Origin of the sequence: Maribacter luteocoastalis (assembly GCF_048890225.1) — a bacterium.
Taxonomy (GTDB): domain Bacteria; phylum Bacteroidota; class Bacteroidia; order Flavobacteriales; family Flavobacteriaceae; genus Maribacter; species Maribacter luteocoastalis.
This window is the reverse complement of record NZ_JBMFZG010000003.1, coordinates 249,791-268,586: the sequence shown is the minus strand read 5'-3', so window position 1 is coordinate 268,586 and position 18,796 is coordinate 249,791. Positions and strand designations below refer to the sequence as shown.

Annotated in this window: 18 protein-coding genes; 12 read left to right on the top strand and 6 right to left on the bottom strand. The window is 35.8% G+C overall.

Annotated features, from left to right (window positions below; genetic code table 11):
* Positions 1-16: 16 nt before the first annotated feature.
* The 3 genes from mltG to dapF are packed head-to-tail and all read right to left on the bottom strand — an operon-like array spanning position 17 to position 2,354.
* On the bottom strand, positions 17-1,060 hold the full coding sequence (gene mltG / locus ACOCEA_RS08410; protein ID WP_420755783.1) for an endolytic transglycosylase MltG: 1,044 nt from the start codon (positions 1,058-1,060) through the stop codon (positions 17-19).
* Positions 1,060-1,581 (bottom strand): GNAT family N-acetyltransferase, encoded by a 522-nt coding sequence (locus ACOCEA_RS08405; RefSeq protein ID WP_420755782.1) that lies wholly within the window; start codon positions 1,579-1,581, stop codon positions 1,060-1,062. Before ACOCEA_RS08405 ends, mltG begins: the two co-directional genes overlap by 1 nt.
* Positions 1,578-2,354: a diaminopimelate epimerase gene (gene dapF, locus ACOCEA_RS08400; RefSeq protein WP_420755781.1), complete on the bottom strand. Its 777-nt coding sequence runs from the start codon at positions 2,352-2,354 to the stop codon at positions 1,578-1,580. Before dapF ends, ACOCEA_RS08405 begins: the two co-directional genes overlap by 4 nt.
* 127 nt (positions 2,355-2,481) lie before the next feature.
* Between dapF and ACOCEA_RS08395 the strand changes: the two genes are divergently transcribed.
* The 10 genes from ACOCEA_RS08395 (at position 2,482) to ACOCEA_RS08350 (ending at position 14,329) form a co-directional block, all read left to right on the top strand.
* Positions 2,482-3,879 (top strand): trypsin-like peptidase domain-containing protein, encoded by a 1,398-nt coding sequence (locus ACOCEA_RS08395; protein WP_420755780.1) that lies wholly within the window; start codon positions 2,482-2,484, stop codon positions 3,877-3,879.
* A 123-nt stretch (positions 3,880-4,002) separates the two neighbouring features.
* Positions 4,003-5,451, top strand: a complete 1,449-nt coding sequence (locus ACOCEA_RS08390; RefSeq protein ID WP_420755779.1) for a glyceraldehyde-3-phosphate dehydrogenase — start codon at positions 4,003-4,005, stop codon at positions 5,449-5,451.
* A gap of 147 nt (positions 5,452-5,598) precedes the next feature.
* Positions 5,599-6,219: a tRNA (guanine-N1)-methyltransferase gene (locus tag ACOCEA_RS08385; RefSeq protein ID WP_420755778.1), complete on the top strand. Its 621-nt coding sequence runs from the start codon at positions 5,599-5,601 to the stop codon at positions 6,217-6,219.
* 129 nt (positions 6,220-6,348) lie between these two features.
* Positions 6,349-6,696: a GNAT family N-acetyltransferase gene (locus ACOCEA_RS08380; protein ID WP_420755777.1), complete on the top strand. Its 348-nt coding sequence runs from the start codon at positions 6,349-6,351 to the stop codon at positions 6,694-6,696.
* 18 nt (positions 6,697-6,714) lie between these two features.
* Positions 6,715-7,389 carry a tRNA (guanosine(37)-N1)-methyltransferase TrmD gene (gene trmD, locus ACOCEA_RS08375; RefSeq protein WP_420755776.1) on the top strand — a complete coding sequence of 225 codons (675 nt, stop codon included), beginning with the start codon at positions 6,715-6,717 and terminating at the stop codon, positions 7,387-7,389.
* 142 nt (positions 7,390-7,531) lie between these two features.
* On the top strand, positions 7,532-7,882 hold the full coding sequence (rplS, locus tag ACOCEA_RS08370; RefSeq protein WP_420755775.1) for a 50S ribosomal protein L19: 351 nt from the start codon (positions 7,532-7,534) through the stop codon (positions 7,880-7,882).
* A gap of 649 nt (positions 7,883-8,531) precedes the next feature.
* Positions 8,532-10,751, top strand: coding sequence for an NADP-dependent isocitrate dehydrogenase (locus tag ACOCEA_RS08365; RefSeq protein ID WP_420755774.1), 2,220 nt, complete (start codon positions 8,532-8,534; stop codon positions 10,749-10,751).
* A 105-nt stretch (positions 10,752-10,856) separates the two neighbouring features.
* Positions 10,857-13,232 carry a TonB-dependent receptor gene (locus ACOCEA_RS08360; protein ID WP_420755773.1) on the top strand — a complete coding sequence of 792 codons (2,376 nt, stop codon included), beginning with the start codon at positions 10,857-10,859 and terminating at the stop codon, positions 13,230-13,232.
* Between the two features lie 3 nt (positions 13,233-13,235).
* Positions 13,236-14,099 carry a DUF4249 family protein gene (locus tag ACOCEA_RS08355; protein WP_420755772.1) on the top strand — a complete coding sequence of 288 codons (864 nt, stop codon included), beginning with the start codon at positions 13,236-13,238 and terminating at the stop codon, positions 14,097-14,099.
* Positions 14,096-14,329 (top strand): DUF6095 family protein, encoded by a 234-nt coding sequence (locus ACOCEA_RS08350; protein ID WP_420755771.1) that lies wholly within the window; start codon positions 14,096-14,098, stop codon positions 14,327-14,329. The genes ACOCEA_RS08355 and ACOCEA_RS08350 overlap by 4 nt, the downstream gene beginning before the upstream one ends.
* A gap of 2 nt (positions 14,330-14,331) precedes the next feature.
* Here ACOCEA_RS08350 and ACOCEA_RS08345 read toward each other — a convergent pair whose 3' ends face one another.
* Positions 14,332-15,027, bottom strand: coding sequence for a DUF4294 domain-containing protein (locus ACOCEA_RS08345; protein ID WP_420755770.1), 696 nt, complete (start codon positions 15,025-15,027; stop codon positions 14,332-14,334).
* 103 nt (positions 15,028-15,130) lie between these two features.
* On the opposite strand from ACOCEA_RS08345, the gene ACOCEA_RS08340 reads away from it, so the two are divergent.
* Positions 15,131-16,222, top strand: coding sequence for a M42 family metallopeptidase (locus tag ACOCEA_RS08340; protein ID WP_420755769.1), 1,092 nt, complete (start codon positions 15,131-15,133; stop codon positions 16,220-16,222).
* A gap of 54 nt (positions 16,223-16,276) precedes the next feature.
* Positions 16,277-16,828 (top strand): NUDIX hydrolase, encoded by a 552-nt coding sequence (locus ACOCEA_RS08335; protein WP_420755768.1) that lies wholly within the window; start codon positions 16,277-16,279, stop codon positions 16,826-16,828.
* Here the strand turns inward: ACOCEA_RS08335 and hisS are convergent.
* Positions 16,820-18,196 carry a histidine--tRNA ligase gene (hisS, locus tag ACOCEA_RS08330; RefSeq protein ID WP_420755767.1) on the bottom strand — a complete coding sequence of 459 codons (1,377 nt, stop codon included), beginning with the start codon at positions 18,194-18,196 and terminating at the stop codon, positions 16,820-16,822. The genes ACOCEA_RS08335 and hisS overlap by 9 nt on opposite strands.
* Positions 18,197-18,262: 66 nt before the next feature.
* Complete coding sequence (locus ACOCEA_RS08325) at positions 18,263-18,733, bottom strand: DUF6495 family protein (RefSeq protein WP_420755766.1); 471 nt, start codon at positions 18,731-18,733, stop codon at positions 18,263-18,265.
* Positions 18,734-18,796 lie beyond the last annotated feature (63 nt).

Here is an 18,796-nt window from a genome sequence, read left to right as displayed (position 1 = left end):
AATTCGGACAATAGTATTATCTATTGATGTTTTTTGAATTGATCCATCGGATGTACTGTGCTTTATTTCGGTTATGTTGCACTAAGTTCTCTGCAAACATGTGATATCCAAAATTTTCGACATTTGCCACAAAGTAATAGTAATTATGTTTTTCAGGATTAAGAACTGCATCTATTGCACTTATATCTGGCATTGCAATTGGACCCGGAGGCAATCCACCATATTTATAGGTATTATAGGGCGAATCTAGTTCTAGATCCTTGAATAAAACCCTTTTTATTATCGTATCAAAATCACCAGTTTTCCTTTTAATGGCATAAATAACGGTTGGATCTGCCTGTAATAACATGCCCTTCCTTAATCTATTTAAATATACTCCGGCAACCCGTGGACGTTCGTCTACCTTGGCGGTTTCTTTATGAACAATTGATGCCAATGCTACTACCTCTTTTGGGGTTAAATTTAGTTTTTTAGCTTTTTCTTGGCGTTCGACCGTCCAAAATTTCTCATATTCCTTCAACATTCGCTTTCTAAACTCTTCAGCACTAGTATTCCAGAAAAACTCGTAACTATTTGGAATATAGGGAGCTATGCCGTTTTCTAATGCAAAGCCATTGTCTTTTAAAAAATCTACATCTTTAAAACTTGCCAAAAGACTTGCGCTATCTGCTTCGATTTGTTGGGAAATTCTCCCGGCCAAATCTTCTAGAGTCTCTTGATTGTTAAAAGATACCTTAACAGAAATATTATTTACTCTTAATGTGTTTATGATGTCATTATTGGTCATGCCTTTTTTTATGGCATATTTGCCCCCTTTTATGTTTGCGGTATATCCTTTACGTTCCGCTGCAGCTGTAAAAGAGTCCATATCTTCCAAAAGTGGTTCTAATGATTCTTTCACTTGATCAAAAGTAGCTTCTGTTGGTATAAAAACAAAGGCCTTTTCATTAGCAAAGCTAGTGTTGGGCGTGAAAAAGGTGCCATAGACCATGTAAGCAAAAATGCCACCAACAAGAAGGCCAACAAGTACAATGGTCAGTAGAATACGTTTAATGTACATTAGTTATTTAGCTTTTGAAATAATAATTCGTTTTTAAATTTTTGGTTTGAAAAAATCCAGTCTTTTTTAGTCCCTACCAATTCAAATCCATGTTTTTGGAATAGATGTATACTGGCTTGGTTACCCTCTAATATATTAGCATACAATTGGTGGACATCCAAAGTATTAAAAGCATACTTATAGAGCACCTCCAGTGCCTCTCCCCCAGCGCCTTTATTTCTGTCCGAGGCATTAATGATTACGATCCCGATACCGGCCCTCTTATTCTTAGGGTCAAAATCAAATATATCAATTAATCCAATGGCCTCATGGGCAAGATTGCACACTACCAACCGTAATTGTTTTACATCATAAATGTCCCTATGTGCATTTTCTAAATATAATTGTAAAACATTTTTTGAATATGGCGTAATAGTCCCACTTATTTCCCAAACATCTGTATTGTTTTCTAAATGGTAGAGAAAATCAAGATCCCCTTTTTCAAGAGCTCTTAAATAAATATGTTCTCCCTCTAAGGTCATATGGTTATCTCTCCTTTAAATACTTGTTTGGCTGCCCCAGTAAGAAATATGTTGTTATAACCATCCTTGGCCACATTAAAGCTAACCTCTAATTGCCCACCTCTTGCATTGACAATAACTTTATTATTTTGGGTTTTTGCCGTTTTATGCATCGCCAGGGCTGCAGCAGTCACTCCAGTACCACAAGATAAGGTCTCATCCTCTACACCACGTTCATATGTTCTAATCGCAAAAGAATCATTGGATTCTTGTTCTACAAAATTTATATTACTACCGGGCTTTCCATAAAGTCCATATCTTAATTTGGCGCCTTCCCTATATACTTCAAAATTTTCTAAATCAGAAACCATTTGTACATGATGCGGTGAACCGGTATCCATAAAAACAGTATTGTTTCTAATAGTAATATCAGAAACATCTTGCATTTTTAAACTAACAACGGTATCATTTAAAATTGCTTCGTGTATGCCATCAACTGCGTTAAAAACGGTTGAATCTTCAATTATATTTAAAAAATTTGCAAATGCAACAATACTCCTTCCTCCATTTCCACACATACTACCCTCATTTCCATCTGCATTAAAATAAACCATTTTAAAATCGGTAGCATCATCATTTTCTAGAAGTATAAGGCCATCTGCCCCAATACCAAATCTGCGGTCGCACAATTGGGCTATTAATGAACTATCTTGCTTTGGAAAAAGAAGCTCACGATTGTCAATCATTACAAAGTCGTTCCCAGTGCCCTGATATTTATAAAAAGGTAAATTCATAGTACAATTTATGGCAACAAAGATACGGTTTATTGGCACTATTATAGAGGTTAAAAAGTCGTTAAAGACCAATGAAAAATAAACAAAACGGTTAATTTTACTTTGTTTAAGTAAAATAATACAGAATATGAAAAGAATTGGAAGCCTATTTATTGTTGCTGTTTTTGCCGGGGCAATTACTTTGGGTGCTTACAAGCTTTTTTTTGAAAAAGTCAATTATGCAGTAATTTCATCTGACCAACAAAATAGTGTGGTAAGTACCAGTTTTACGCCCACATCTGCGAAAGGTGCAGGGATAAATGAGGTAGATTTTACTATGGTAGCGGAAACTACGGTGAATGCAGTGGTACACGTTAAAAATGTCACCTTAAATAGAAGACCTTCTTCTGTATTTGATTTCTTTTATGGATCTGAAGGTAGCGTTACACCACAAGTAGGTACCGGATCTGGGGTCATTATTTCACAAGATGGTTATATAGTTACTAACAACCACGTTATTGCTAAGGCGAGTCAATTGCAAGTGACCTTAAATAACAATAGAACCTATGAAGCAGAATTAATAGGGACCGACCCAAATTCCGATATTGCTTTAATAAAGATTGAAGCAGATGAAAAACTACCCTATTTGGCCTTTGGGGATTCTGATAACTCTAAAATAGGTGAATGGGTATTGGCCGTAGGTAACCCATTTAATCTTACCTCTACGGTGACTGCAGGGATTATTAGTGCTAAAGCAAGAAGTTTGGACACAAGGTCCAACCAGTCCTTTATACAAACAGATGCTGCGGTAAATCCCGGCAACTCTGGAGGGGCCTTGGTAAATACCAACGGTGATTTAATTGGTATTAACACTGCCATATCTTCACAAACAGGTTCTTATGTAGGTTATTCTTTTGCAGTTCCCAGTAATATTGCCAAAAAGGTGGTGAATGACATTTTGGAATATGGCAATGTGCAAAAAGCCATTATGGGTATATGGCCGGCACCAGTTAATACAAAAGATGCCATAGAAAAAGGTATTAATGAAATTGACGGTGTTTTTATTGAAACTATTGAAGAGGAATCTGGTGCTTCAGAAGCTGGTTTGCAATATGGTGATATCATCAAAAAGGTGGATCAGATAGAAGTTCACAAATATCCAGATTTAACAGGATATCTATCCACTAAAAGACCTAAGGACACCATAAATGTTACCATAGAAAGAAAAAGTGAACAATTGATAGTGCCCGTAATACTAAAGGAAAGAAGCCGTATTGTGGTACCTGTTATGGGAATGGAGGTTAGAAATCTTACCGAAGCCGACAAGAAGAAATTCAAAACAAAAAATGGAGTGAAAATCATCGGGGTACCCGAAAGGTACAGAGGTTATGGACTTACCGGAAAAGTGATCATTAAGGTTGATGAAAGTGACATTAGCAATATCACAGATGCGAATACCGCATTTGGAGCTATCTCACAATACGGTAAGACTGTCATTACCATGCTGAACGATAATGGAGAACGGGAACGTCTAATCTTTCAATAAGTACCTTACTTTAATCAAACTTAAAAAGTATCCCCTAACGCGGATACTTTTTAAGTTTTTAAGTGTTACAAAAACACCTAAATATCTTAATTTTGAATAAATTTATAACATCCAAAGCCTATTATGTCTCGTAAAATAGCATATGAAAAAGAGCTCGCTTTTCAAGCAGATAGAAGAAAAGCCACTACGGAATTCATAAAGATCATTAGTGATCTATGGTATGATAAATCCATCGAAATTGTTCTTTTTAAGAACCAGGTCATAGATAAAAATGTTAGCGACATAATTCAACTGCATGAATATGCAGGCGAATTTGTACAAAAACCAATTTCAATCTTTGACTCTGTAGAATTATTACGGGCCATTAATGATATTAAGCTGCCCCCTTCAAAATTGGATATTGGAAAGCTGACCTACGAATATCATTCAGACGATAATAATTTTGCCAATGTAAAAGCCTTCGTCATTGAAAAATTAAAGGACGCACCTAATGCCAATACTATCAACCCAAAAGACGTGGTATTATACGGTTTTGGTAGAATTGGCCGTCTGATTGCCAGAGAGCTAATGTCCAAAACCGGAAAAGGAACCCAACTACGTTTAAGGGCAATTGTTGTTAGGGGCCCAATGGACATAGCTGTTTTGGAAAAAAGAGCAAGTTTACTGCAAACAGATTCTGTACATGGTAATTTCAACGGTACGGTAAACGTTGACCAAAAAAATAATGCACTTATTATCAATGGAACGACAGTAAACGTAATTTATGCATCACAACCCGAAGATTTGGATTATACCAAATATGGTATTTCCAATGCATTGATTATAGATAATACAGGGGCTTTTAGAGATAAAAAAGAATTATCCAGACACTTAAAGGCAAAAGGTGCATCAAGAGTTTTATTAACCGCCCCAGGAAAGGAAATTCCAAATATTGTTTATGGCGTTAACCATTTTGAAGTAGACCCAGATAAGACCAAAATATTGTCTGCCGCATCTTGCACTACTAATGCCATTACCCCAATCCTTAAAGTAATTGAAGATTCCCTTGGTATTAAAAAAGGCCACTTAGAAACCATACATGCGTATACAAATGACCAAAACCTGGTAGATAATATGCATGGCAAATACCGAAGGGGACGTGCTGCCGGTTTAAATATGGTAATTACGGAGACGGGTGCCGGCAAAGCGGTTTCCAAGGCATTACCCTCCTTGGAAGGTAAACTAAGTTCAAATGCTATTCGTGTGCCCGTACCCAATGGCTCATTGGCAATTTTAAACTTGGACTTAGAGAATAAGACTTCTATAAATGGCATAAATACAATTTTAAAGAAATATGCTCTTGAAGGCGATTTGGTGGAACAGATAAAATACTCGCTAAGCAAAGAATTGGTGTCATCTGACATTGTAGGTACCTCTGCGCCTTCAATTTATGACAGCAAGGCAACCTTGGTATCAGACAATGGAAATAACTTGGTGTTATATATTTGGTACGACAATGAGTATGGATATTCACATCAAGTAATCCGATTAGCCAAATTCATTTCTAAAGTTCGTAGGTATACCTATTACTAATTTAATTAACATTAAAACATCCTTACAAGTGAATTTTAACGTAGTTGTAATGACAAGGACATAGGTTGTATCTTTTATTTCTTTAATTGATTTTAATAAATTACTTTAGTCCTCTCTAAATCATTTTTTAACAGCAATAATATAGTAATGAAAATCTTAAAAATAGTATGTTTATTGATGGTCCTACTTACCGTAAATATACATTATGGCCAAGAATCGGAAGGCGAGGATAAACTATCATTGGATGAGGGTCCCATAAGTAATCAATTTGACTTTATTTCAAAGCGTTCCGGTAACTATAGAGCAGATGGCGTTCGCTACGAGGTTGTAAAAGAAACTAACCTATATAAATTAAGGAAAAATGTTTTGGACTCTATCGCTGCATTTAATAAAAAAACAGCGGAATTAAAGGCTACGATTTCGGAACATGAAACCACCATAAGTTCGCTTAATAATAAACTTGAAGAGACTACCAGAAACTTAACGTCCGTAACGGAAGAAAAGGATAGTATGTCATTTCTAGGCATATCCGTATCCAAAGGCACCTACAATGTAATTCTTTGGGCCATAATTACCGGGTTATTCGTATTATTAGGGGCTTTTATATATAAGTTTAGAAATAGTAATATCTTAACACAAGAAGCTAAACAAAACCTATCTGAACTAGAGGTCGAGTATGAAGACCATAGGCGAAGGGCCTTGGAGCGAGAGCAAAAAATAAGCAGACAACTCCAAGACGAGCTTAACAAGCAAAAAAAAACTAAATAATTAAAAGCTCCTTATTAAGGAGCTTTTTTGTTGGTAATTATGATAATTGTGCAAGCCGATATTTCTAATTTAAATGACTTGGTTCCCTAATTTAACAAGTATAGAATTTTTTACAAACAGGTGTCCAATATGACTGCTGCCTTTTTATTTTTAAAGGAACGCTTTGCTAATAATGAGTCGGTCGTTTTTTTATCTTATGATAATGAAATTGCTACGGGATTTGTTCAATTATATTTTTCTTTTTCATCGGTTAACCTAAAACCTACATTACTATTAAATGATTTATATGTTTCTGAAAATCATAGGAACAAAAATATTGGTACCCAACTACTAAAACATGCACAAACGTATTGTAAAGAAAATGGGTATCTAGGTCTAGCATTGGAAACAGCAACAGATAACCCAGCACAAAAATTATACGAAAAGTTAGGTTGGCAGAAGGAATCTCATTGTTTTCACTATTTTTGGAACGCTTAGTAAATAATCCCTCAACACATGCGTATTGACATCATTACGGTATTACCAGAATTATTAAAAAGTCCGTTTGAAGCTTCTATCTTAAAGAGAGCTATAGACAAAAAGCTGGTAGAAGTACATTTTCATAATTTAAGGGAGTATACCAGTAATAACTACAAGCAAGTAGATGATTATCAATTTGGTGGCGGCGCAGGCATGGTAATGATGATAGAACCAATTGACCTCTGTATCTCAAAGTTAACCTCACAACGAGATTATGATGAAATTATTTATATGACACCTGATGGTGAAACATTAAACCAACAAACAAGTAATAGTTTATCCTTACTAAAAAATATCATCATTCTTTGTGGCCATTATAAAGGCGTTGACCAAAGGGTAAGAGATGCATTTATCACCAAAGAAATCTCAATTGGCGATTATGTGCTCTCTGGGGGAGAACTTGGTGCCGCCGTTCTTTGTGATACCATTATAAGACTATTGCCGGGAGTTTTAAATGACGAGACATCCGCGTTGACAGATAGTTTTCAAGATGGTTTGCTGGCGCCGCCGGTATATACAAGGCCAGCGGAATATAAAGGAATGAAGGTGCCAGATATATTGTTAAGCGGCAACTTTGGTAAAATAGAAGAATGGCGCGAGCAAAAAGCACATGAAAGAACCCAGCAACTTAGACCAGATCTATTGGAATAGGGAGGCATCAAAGGAAAATTAAAATTCCTGAAATAATTTTTGCAAGTTCTAATTTTAAGACTATTTTTGCAGCCTGTTAAATCAACCTCTGACGAGAATCGTGAAAGTTGCTTTGATAAAATTCCAATAACAAAAATTTACAATGGAATCATTAATACAATATGTTCAGGACGAGTTTGTAGCCAAAAAAGAATTTCCAAAATTCTCTGCTGGTGATACAATTACCGTTTACTACGAAATTAAGGAAGGCGAGAAAACACGTACCCAGTTCTTTAAAGGTGTTGTAATACAACGAAGAGGCACAGGTGCAACAGAAACTTTTACGATTCGTAAAATGTCCGGTACTGTTGGTGTAGAACGTATATTCCCAATTAACTTGCCTGCACTTCAAAAAATTGAAGTAAACAAAAAAGGTAAAGTACGAAGATCTCGTATTTACTACTTTAGAGGCTTAACTGGTAAAAAAGCAAGAATTAAAGAGGTTCGTTCATAGGACCTTTGTTAAAATAATTTTAAAACACCGTCTATTCTTAGACGGTGTTTTTTTGTTTATAAACAATTGTGAATTTCCTTGGTTAATATTATGTTGATAGTTAATTAGTTAAAAAACAGCCTATTATCAAAATTTTTAATTATCTTTAAATACGATTAGAAATTTTACCTAAGGGGTTTTTCTCCAATCGTTATAAAGTTAACGTTCTTTATATTGTTGTTATATCACCATGTATACCTAATAAAGTATATAGAAAATGATCAGTATTACCATAAAGGGCTGTCGCTCCTTATTGTATTATGGGAATTTAAGAAGTTAATGTTTTTATAAACAAAAATGGATTTTGTTCTAAGGCAACAAGAAGAAATGGAGTATGGTTACTTAGTTAGATGATTAAGAACCTAGAAACATTTTAAACGTCGGATCAGTGACGCAGATGCAATCAATGGTTGCCGTTTTAGTCCAAGGATTAAAACATTAGGTCTGTAAACTTTTTCTAAAAAGCCATATCAATGTACAAGTACAATGATATGGCTTTTGTTATTTAACAATTCTACCCCGGATTGGCTTAAATATTAAGGCTCATGCTACTTTTTAAGCCTAGAAAAAATGGTATATTTGCTGCGCTTTAATTTAAACCAAAATGCATATGTCTAAAATTTTATATACCAAAACTGACGAAGCACCTGCTTTGGCAACTGCGTCTTTTCTTCCAATTGTAAAAGCATTTACACAGTCCTCAGGAATTGAAATTGAAACTAAAGACATTTCATTGGCTGGCAGAATCATTGCTTCTTTTCCAGAACTCTTAACCTCAGAGCAACGTATTTCAAATGATCTGGAAGAACTTGGGCATATGGCCAAACAGCCTGAAGCTAATATTATTAAACTACCAAACATTAGTGCTTCTGTTCCTCAGTTAAATGAAGCAATAAAAGAACTGCAAAGCAAAGGCTACAAACTTCCTAACTACCCTGATGAACCAAAGACTGAAGCAGAAAAAGAAATAAAATCTAAATACGATAAAATTAAGGGTAGTGCCGTAAACCCTGTATTAAGGGAGGGTAACTCAGATAGGCGTGCTCCTAGGGCGGTGAAGAATTATGCTAAGAAAAACCCACATACCATGGGTGCTTGGTCTAGTGACTCTAAAACCCATGTTGCTACTATGGACGCTGGTGATTTTCAGGCAAATGAAAAATCCTTGACCTTAAGTAAGCCTACCAACATTCAAATTCAATTAGTCACTATTTCAGGTGCAAAAACGGTTCTAAAGGAAAAAATTGCATTACAGGCAGATGAAATTATTGATGCAACTGTAATGAGTAAAAAAGCACTCCTTGAGTTTCTTAAAAAAGAAATTAAAGACGCGAAAGATAGTGGTGTTTTGTTTTCCGTTCACCTGAAAGCAACCATGATGAAGGTATCCGACCCTATCATATTTGGTCATGTAGTTGAAACATTTCTTAAACCAGTTTTTGAGAAATATGAATCAACTTTTGAAAAACTAGGTGTTAATCCAAATGATGGTCTAGAAAATTTATACCAAAAATTAGAAAAATTACCTGCAGCTGAAAAGACCGTAATTGAAAATGCAATACAGCAAACTTTGGCAGATGGTCCCGATCTAGCTATGGTAAATTCAGATAAAGGCATCACAAATTTACATGTCCCCAGTGATATCATTATTGATGCGTCAATGCCGGCAATGATTCGTAATTCAGGCAAAATGTGGAACAAAGAAGGTAAAGCCCAAGACACAAAAGCAGTTATTCCTGATAGCAGCTATGCCGGAATATATACTGCAACCATTGATTTTTGCAAAGAACATGGTGCATTTGATCCAACTACAATGGGTACGGTTCCCAATGTGGGTTTAATGGCCCAGAAAGCGGAAGAATATGGTTCTCATGACAAAACCTTTGAAATTAAGGATAATGGTGTGGTGCAAGTAATCGATATAGAAAGTGGTGAGGTGCTTATTGAACATACTGTGGCAAACGGAGATATATGGCGTATGTGCCAAGTAAAGGACGCACCTATTCAAGACTGGGTAAAATTAGCCGTGTCTAGGGCTAGAGCTACCAAAGTGCCTGCAATATTTTGGTTGGATGAAGAGAGGGCACATGACGCGGAATTAATTAAAAAAGTGAATGTTTATTTAAAAGACCATGATACTGAAGGACTGGAAATTATGGTCATGTCACCCATTGAAGCCACTAAGTATACCTTAAAAAGAATGAAAGATGGTCTAGATACTATTTCAGTGTCAGGAAATGTACTTAGGGATTATTTAACCGATTTATTTCCTATCCTAGAAGTAGGGACAAGTGCTAAAATGCTATCCATTGTGCCGTTAATGAACGGTGGAGGCCTATTTGAAACAGGTGCGGGTGGTTCTGCTCCTAAGCATGTTGAACAGTTTATAGAAGAGGGCCATTTACGATGGGATTCCTTAGGTGAGTTTTTGGCCTTAGGTGTTTCACTTGAGTTCTTTGGTGAAAAAAACAACAACCCAAAGGCAAAAGTTTTTGGTGACACCTTGGATAGTGCTACTGAGAAGTTTCTTTTAAATGATAAATCCCCTTCAAGAAAAGTGAAGGAGTTGGATACTCGCGGTAGTCACTTTTACTTAGCCAAATATTGGGCAGAAGCTCTGGCTGAACAGGATAGTGATGAAGAGTTAAAACAAATATTTAGTACGGTAGCTACAAACATTCAAGATAAGGAACAACAGATATTGTCAGAGTTAATGGATGCGCAGGGAAGTCATCAAGATATAGGTGGTTATTATAAACCAGACCCTATTTTGGTAAATAAGGCTATGCGACCAAGTACTACTTTCAATACTATTTTAAGTGCCTTATAACAGACAATCAAATACAAAAAGCCTCCAAATAGGGGGCTTTTTGTATTTTCATGAATCTGCACTGCTTAACCTAATATTCTCCTTATTTTTAATTAAAAATTTTTCATGATAAGAAGTATTGGTATAACCATTTTTATTTTTTTTATCAGTACCATTATTTGCCATGCCCAACAAAAATATACGCTTAGCGGAAGTATCACCGAAGAAAACAGCAATGAGACCCTAATTGGCGTTACCGTTGTTGTTCCGGAGTTAAACACAGGTATTACTACTAATGAATATGGTTTTTATTCCATAACGCTTCCAGAAGGAAAATACAACATCATTGTAAGTTATCTTGGCTTTGAAGATATCTCTAGAATCATTGATCTTAACCAAAACACGAAATTAGATTTTAAACTCAATGAAGAGGTAGAACAACTAGAGGAAGTTGTAGTCACTGAGAATGTGGAGAAAATGGATATTAGAAAACCACAGATGAGTGTAAATACACTTTCTGTAGCCACCATAAAAAAGATACCTGTAATCCTAGGTGAGGCAGATATCATTAAATCCATTCTCCTCTTGCCTGGAGTAACCAATGCAGGCGAAGGTGCATCTGGCTTCAATGTTAGGGGTGGTGCCGCAGACCAAAATCTTATTCTTTTAGACGAGGCTACTATTTTTAACTCATCCCATCTTTTTGGTTTTTTTTCCGTTTTCAATCCAGATGCCATAAAGGATATCAAACTCTATAAAGGCGGTATCCCTGCACGCTATGGGGGTAGGCTTTCCTCGGTATTGGATATTTTCCAAAAAGAAGGGAATAGTCGTGAATTAAAGATCAATGGCGGTATAGGCGCCGTAGCGAGTAGATTATTAGTAGAGGGACCTATAAAGAAAGATAAGGCTGCCTTTTTGGTGGGTGGCAGAGCATCATACGCCCATTTGTTTTTACCCCTGTTTGATGTGGACAATACGGCCTATTTCTATGATTTAAATACAAAACTGAACTTTAAGATCAACCCTAACAACAATATTTTTCTATCTGGTTATTTTGGCAGGGACGTTTTTGGGATTAGTGACAGTTTTGTAAACACCTATGGTAATGCTGTAGGTAATTTAAGATGGAACCATCTATTTTCCGATAAACTGTTCTCAAATCTATCCCTAATTTATTCTGACTATTATTATGGCCTAAAGCTAGATTTTGTTGGGTTTAATTGGAATTCCGGTATCCGTAATTTCAATATAAAATATGACCTTAAGCATTATGTAAATGATAAATTTCAAGTGAATTATGGCATCAACAATATCTACTATCAATTTAATCCAGGCAAAATAGAGCCCTCCAATAAAGATTCTGGTATTTTAGAAGAACAACTTAACCAAAAATATGCAAATGAATTTGCCGCATATATAGATGTTGAACATAGGTTAAGTGATAAATTAAGCATGGGTTATGGCTTACGTTTCAGTTATTTTAATAGACTTGGACAAGACGAACTTAATGTGTACGAAAATAATAATCCCGTTCGCTTTGATCCTTTTCTATTAATTTATCAAGAAGCGGCACCCATTGGTGTTTCAAACCCAGGAAGAAAGGGTAGTCTGGCGACATTTAATAATTTTGAGCCCAGAGTGTCCTTGGCATACACTTTTAATGAAAAAAGTTCCATAAAGGGGAGTTATACAAGATTAGCGCAATATTTACATCTGTTATCCAATACCAGCTCCCCTACTCCTTTAGATGTTTGGACACCTAGTGGTCCGTTTGTAAAACCACAATTATTAGATCAATATGCTTTAGGATACTTTAGGAATATGAAGCAAGGTGACTATTCCATAGAGACCGAGGTATTTTACAAAGACATACAAAATAGGATAGATTATATAGACGGTGCCAATTTGATCGCCAATAATGCTATTGAGCAAGTTATTTTAAATGGTGAAGCCAGAGCTTATGGCTTTGAGTTGCTTTTTAGAAAAAATGAAGGTAAGCTTCAGGGATGGTTAGCCTATACGCTATCCAAATCAGAGCAACGTACCCCTGGTAGAAGTAATTTAGAGAGTGGAATTAATTTTGGCAATTGGTACAATACCCCTTACGATAAACCACATGACATATCATTATTTCTTAGCTATGATCTGAACAAGAAATGGAGTTTTAGTGGTAATTTTGCTTATCAAACGGGCCAGCCTACCAATTATCCTATTGGTCAGTTTGAATTTCAGGGGCTTACCATTCCATACTACGGACTTAGAAATAAAGAACGATTACCCGATTATCATAGAGTAGATATTTCCGCAACATTAACACCACGGAAAAATCTAAATAAAAAAATTAAGGGCGAATGGGTTTTTAGCATATATAACCTTTATAATAAAAGGAATGCTGCATCTATAAACTTTAGAAGAAACCAAGATACTGGAGTTAATGAAGCGGTACGGACTTCAATTTTTGGTATTGTTCCAGCGGTAACCTATAATTTTAAATTTTAAGCTATGGGCAAGTCTTTTTATTTTTTTCTCCTATCAATTACCATCTTTAGTATTGGTTGTGAAGATGTCATAGATGTTGACTTACCAACTGAAAAACCTAGGTTAGTGGTTGATGCAGTTATTAGAATAGATACCAGTGAGGCATTTACCATGGCTCAAGTCAAAATTGCCTTAAGCAGTTCTTTTTTTGAAAATAATGATGGGATTGACGTAGATATGGTTCAAATTCAAAATTTAGAATATGTACCTCAAAGCTCCTTAGATCAAAACTTTATACTATTAAATTCTGAAGAAACTGGTGTTTATAGAGGTAGTAAAAACACCAATTTTTTCACTGAAGGCCCACTTGACCTCCATATAAATTATGGAGAAGAATCGTTTTATGCAAGAACAAGATTTGTCCCATCTGTCCCAATTGATACGTTAGCACAGGGAGATGAAACCTTGTTCTCTGAAGATGAAACCGAGGTAAAAGTAACCTTTACAGATATTGGGGATAGGGATGATTTTTATATAATTGATTTTGGCTTTAATGAATTTCTTGTAACAGAAGATGAGTTTTATCAAGGACAGACATTTGGGTTCTCTTATTTTTACGATGAAAAATTTGAATCTGGTAGAGAATTAGAGATAGGTATTTTGGGTGCCGATGAGCCTTTTTATAATTACATGAATCAGGTCATTGTGCAGTCGGGCGGCGATCAGGGTCCATTTCAAACACCAGCAACAACCGTTCGCGGTAATGTTTTTAATGTTACCGGAATTGACAATATGGAAGTTTTGGATAATGTAGAACGAACCAATAATTTTGCATTGGGATATTTTGCCGTGGTACAGGAATATAAAAAGACTTTAACCATACAATGAGAACTGATAAAGAACTTTTGGTTAGTGGAATTAAAAAACTAGGTTATACCGTAGTCCTTATGTTTACTGCTCCTGTGGTAATTTGGCAAGCTTTTAAAAATGAAGGCCATGTACTTTATTGGCCTGTTCTTATTATAGGGATAATCCTAGGAATCACAGCCATTTTCATGGGATTTAAAGGTATTTCTACTATTGTAGACTCATTATTTGGGAAAAGAAACAAACAATAAACTTATTGTTTGGATGCTGCCTTGACCGGTGATTTCCATTTATTGGATAAATCAGCATAATTGTAATCTAAAACAGTTTTTTGACGCTCCAACTTTCCTGAGGCAAAGGCTCTTTGTAAAATATCCTCTATAAGATAGTCTTCCTGTATTTTATCTGGGTGAAATTCTTCCTTAATACTTATTTTAAACAATTTAGCTGTAGTATTATACCAAAATGCTCGCCAACCATTTCTTAATTCCTTTACCAAATCAAAAGCAGTAGTACCAGTTTGTCTATAAATAAGCTTCACTAAAATTTGACCTTCGGTCCTTGTGAGTTTCTTTAATTCTTCAGAGAATTCCTCTTCTATGTATTTTTGAACCTTCTTTGTGTAACGTTTTCTTTTTCTATTATTTTTTATACTGAATAAGCTATCATTTAGTTCAACCAACCGCTCTGCAGCAAGCTTTGCATATGGGTAAACCTTTTCTGTCTTTCTCCTTAGGATATAATACTTTAATTTTTCGTCGTATGTATTGAACTTCAATTTTCCAAATACGAAGGCCTCCTCCAAAGCTATAGAGGTTTGCACCAATGAATCCCCTGAAATAATTATCATTTTTTCAGCAATGGAATCCAAAGGTTCTTCCTTTATCTGGCCATTTAAATAAATGGTTCCAAAAAGAAGCAGAAGTAATACATGTATACTTTTAAACATAACAATTTTAAAGCAAAAGCCTTGCCAAAATTAACGAATAATCAATGAGCATATTATTAAAACCAAGTGAATATTATTAAGTTTGTAGTTAAATATGAACTGAATGGCTAAGAAAAATATTATTACTAAAAAATCCCTTGCGTTTTTTGAAAAATACCTTAACAACGCTGCTCCAACAGGTTACGAATGGGAAGGTCAAAAACTTTGGATGGATTATTTAAAACCCTATGTAGACACTTTTATAACCGACACATATGGTACTGCAGTTGGTGTGATAAATCCAGATGCCAAATACAAGGTAGTTATAGAAGGCCATTCTGATGAAATTTCATGGTATGTAAATTACATTACTGATAATGGTTTAATATATGTAATTAGAAATGGGGGTAGTGACCAACAGATTGCGCCTTCTAAATGGGTAAATATCCATACAAAAAAAGGAATTGTAAAAGGTGTTTTTGGTTGGCCAGCAATTCACACACGTAAAAACGACAAAGACAGTCCAGTACCCAAACTTGACAATATTTTTATTGATATTGGGGCAAAAGACAATAAGGAAGTTGAAAAATTGGGGGTTCATGTAGGCTGTGTAATTACATACCCTGACACTTTTCATGTTCTTAATAAAGACAAATTTGTGTGTAGGGCCATTGACAATCGTGCCGGTGGATTTATGATTGCCGAGGTTGCTAGACTCTTACATGAAAACAAGCAGAAACTACCGTTTGGCCTATATATTACCAATTCTGTACAAGAAGAGATTGGACTACGTGGGGCCGAAATGATAACACAGACCATTAAGCCTAATGTGGCTATTGTAACAGATGTTTGCCATGATACCACTACCCCAATGATTGAGAAAAAAACCGAAGGACATACAGAAATTGGTGCCGGTCCAGTAATCTCATATGCGCCAGCAGTCCAAAATAAATTACGTGAACGAATCATTGAGACAGCTGAAGCCAAGAAAATACCATTTCAACGTATGGCCGCATCAAGAATGACAGGTACCGATACCGATGCCTTTGCCTACAGCAATGGTGGTGTTGCATCTGCCCTAATTTCCTTGCCTTTGCGATATATGCATACCACAGTAGAAATGGTACACAAAGAAGATGTAGAAAACGTGATACAATTAATTTATGAAACCTTGTTAACTATTAAAGAGGGGGAAACTTTTAGTTATTTCGATTAAATAACACTTACAAATCCTTCCCTTTTCGGAAGGATTTGTTTTTTATAAACCTATATGGATGAATTAATTGATATTCTAGATAGTAGGGGTAAGTACACCAATACCACAGCCATGAAATCGGAGGCACATGCTAAAGGCCTATATCACCCTACCGTACATATTTGGTTTTATACCGCTCATGGCGATGTCCTAATTCAGCAAAGGGCAAAGAATAAAGACACGCATCCATTACTTTGGGATGTATCCGTTGCCGGGCATATTGGTGCGGGTGAAGATATAGATGAATCTGCTATACGTGAGGTACAAGAAGAAATAGGACTCACTATCGTTAAAACTGACTTGGAAAAAATAGGCGTTTTTAAATCGATACAAAGGCATTCGGACGATTTAATAGATTGTGAATTCCATCATACTTTTTTATGCCAACTTAAGAGACCTTTTGCCGAATTAACAAAACAGGAAAGCGAAGTACAACAATTGTCCCTTATTCCACTTAGCACCTTGGAAAACGATATACTTGAAAATCAGGATTGGAACAGGTATGTCCCTCACGAAACAACCTATTACAAAAAAATTTTTAATAGTATTAAAACTAGACTAAAGTGATTTTATAAAGTCTTGTACATTGTCCAATAAATAGTTGACCTGTTCGCCGGTAGCCATATTTTTAACGACAAAAGAACGGTCTATCAATTCTTGTTCTCCCAGTAAAACAACAAAAGGGACTTTTAGGTTATTAGCGTATTTAAACTGTTTTTGAATTTTTGCCGTCGACGGATATAAATCTACCTTAAGTCCGGCCTTGCGCAACACCGTGGTTAATTCTAAGGCAGCCATGCCCTCCTGTTCGCCGAAGTTTAAACAAAGGATATCCAATGACTGTTCTATTTTTTTAGGGAACAAGTCCAATTCTTCCATAACCAAATAAATACGATCAAGACCAAAAGATATACCGACACCACTTACATCTTTTAATCCAAAAATACCTGTTAGGTCATCATAGCGGCCACCACCGCCAATTGACCCCATAGATACACCTGCTGGAGCAGAAACTTCAAAAATAGCACCCGTGTAGTAATTAAGTCCCCTGGCCAAGGTAACATCAATTACTAATTTTGAGGATTGCAAACCTAATTTGCCTATGGCCTCCGTAATAAAACGAAGTTCTTTAAGCCCCTTGGTTCCTTCACTGGAATCTTTAAGAATATCTTGTAATACCACTAATGGATCTACAATAGCATTGGACATTTGAAACAACGGAGTTGCTTTTTCTATGGCCTCCTCGGAAATACCTTTGGACAGCATTTCTTTTTTAACACCTTCCTCGCCTATTTTGTCAAGCTTATCCAGTGCTACGGTAAAATCTATTAATAAGTCTGTAGCACCAATGACTTCTGCAATTCCTGCAAGGATTTTTCTATTATTGAGCTTAATGGTTACACCGGCCAATTTTAAATCTGTAAATACAGCGTCGTAAAGTTGAATTAATTCCACTTCCTGTAAAAGCGAATCGGAGCCAACAACATCTGCATCACACTGATAAAACTCCCTAAACCTTCCTTTCTGTGGCCTATCTGCACGCCAAACTGGCTGTATCTGATAGCGCTTAAAGGGAAAATCCAATTCGTTTTGGTGCATAACCACATATCTGGCGAAAGGTACCGTTAAATCATACCGTAAGGCCTTCTCAGAGATTTTTGGGGTAAGGGCATGTGAATTTTTAGCCTTATACGTAGTTTCATCAACCTTGCTTAGAAAATCCCCGGAATTCAAAATTTTAAATATCAACCTATCCCCTTCATCTCCATACTTCCCCATTAAGGTTTCATAATTCTCAAAAGATGGTGTCTCTATAGGCTGAAAACCAAAAGTTTTAAAATGCTTTTTTACAACATCAAAAATATAGTTGCGCTTATTTACTTCGGCTGGGGAAAAATCCCTTGTCCCTTTAGGTATAGATGGTTTTTGTGCCATTAAAATTCGGTATTATGAAGATCTATAGAAATCTTAAGTAACTATAATTTTGCGGTAAATATCGCCTTATCCTATCACTTTATCAAACCACTGGTATAATTCACCTTTGGTAATTACGGAGCCTTGCTGTATCAACTGAAATTTATCCAGGTTAGGCTCATCTGTGTATGCCTTTGAAGCAGTCATATAATCTACAAAGTCTGACTGCCAATTCTTTTTGAACCAATTGAAGCCTACTTCTGAAGTAAGATCAATTTCCGGATTCATTACTTTTACCGCAATAAGCTTCATTTCCTTCTCCGTTAAGTGAAACAAATGCATTTGTTGTTCAGAAATACTCTCCAAATATTGGACCTTTGTAAGTACACCCTCCCAAACCAAATCACTAAACACATCTAATTCTTCCTCTGCAACTTTTGGGTTTTCCTTTTTTATAGTATCCCATTCACTGGCAGTAATAGATTGGGTTGCCAAGAAGTTAATGAACTCTTGATGTAATTCCTCTAGCTGTTCTTTTGTAAGTCTTGCGTATTTCATGAAAAATAAAAAACAAATAAGCCTTTCAGGAAACTGAAAGGCTTATATTTTAATTTTAAATCA

Excerpts from the sequence above, each read along its gene's own strand:
- mltG (WP_420755783.1), bottom strand. The coding sequence starts at position 1,060 with ATGTACATTAAACGTATTCTACTGACCATTGTACTTGTTGGCCTTCTT.
- ACOCEA_RS08405 (WP_420755782.1), bottom strand. The coding sequence starts at position 1,581 with ATGACCTTAGAGGGAGAACATATTTATTTAAGAGCTCTTGAAAAAGGG.
- dapF (WP_420755781.1), bottom strand. The coding sequence starts at position 2,354 with ATGAATTTACCTTTTTATAAATATCAGGGCACTGGGAACGACTTTGTA.
- ACOCEA_RS08395 (WP_420755780.1), top strand. The coding sequence starts at position 2,482 with ATGAAAAGAATTGGAAGCCTATTTATTGTTGCTGTTTTTGCCGGGGCA.
- ACOCEA_RS08390 (WP_420755779.1), top strand. The coding sequence starts at position 4,003 with ATGTCTCGTAAAATAGCATATGAAAAAGAGCTCGCTTTTCAAGCAGAT.
- ACOCEA_RS08385 (WP_420755778.1), top strand. The coding sequence starts at position 5,599 with ATGAAAATCTTAAAAATAGTATGTTTATTGATGGTCCTACTTACCGTA.
- ACOCEA_RS08380 (WP_420755777.1), top strand. The coding sequence starts at position 6,349 with ATGACTGCTGCCTTTTTATTTTTAAAGGAACGCTTTGCTAATAATGAG.
- trmD (WP_420755776.1), top strand. The coding sequence starts at position 6,715 with ATGCGTATTGACATCATTACGGTATTACCAGAATTATTAAAAAGTCCG.
- rplS (WP_420755775.1), top strand. The coding sequence starts at position 7,532 with ATGGAATCATTAATACAATATGTTCAGGACGAGTTTGTAGCCAAAAAA.
- ACOCEA_RS08365 (WP_420755774.1), top strand. The coding sequence starts at position 8,532 with ATGTCTAAAATTTTATATACCAAAACTGACGAAGCACCTGCTTTGGCA.
- ACOCEA_RS08360 (WP_420755773.1), top strand. The coding sequence starts at position 10,857 with ATGATAAGAAGTATTGGTATAACCATTTTTATTTTTTTTATCAGTACC.
- ACOCEA_RS08355 (WP_420755772.1), top strand. The coding sequence starts at position 13,236 with ATGGGCAAGTCTTTTTATTTTTTTCTCCTATCAATTACCATCTTTAGT.
- ACOCEA_RS08350 (WP_420755771.1), top strand. The coding sequence starts at position 14,096 with ATGAGAACTGATAAAGAACTTTTGGTTAGTGGAATTAAAAAACTAGGT.
- ACOCEA_RS08345 (WP_420755770.1), bottom strand. The coding sequence starts at position 15,027 with ATGTTTAAAAGTATACATGTATTACTTCTGCTTCTTTTTGGAACCATT.
- ACOCEA_RS08340 (WP_420755769.1), top strand. The coding sequence starts at position 15,131 with ATGGCTAAGAAAAATATTATTACTAAAAAATCCCTTGCGTTTTTTGAA.
- ACOCEA_RS08335 (WP_420755768.1), top strand. The coding sequence starts at position 16,277 with ATGGATGAATTAATTGATATTCTAGATAGTAGGGGTAAGTACACCAAT.
- hisS (WP_420755767.1), bottom strand. The coding sequence starts at position 18,196 with ATGGCACAAAAACCATCTATACCTAAAGGGACAAGGGATTTTTCCCCA.
- ACOCEA_RS08325 (WP_420755766.1), bottom strand. The coding sequence starts at position 18,733 with ATGAAATACGCAAGACTTACAAAAGAACAGCTAGAGGAATTACATCAA.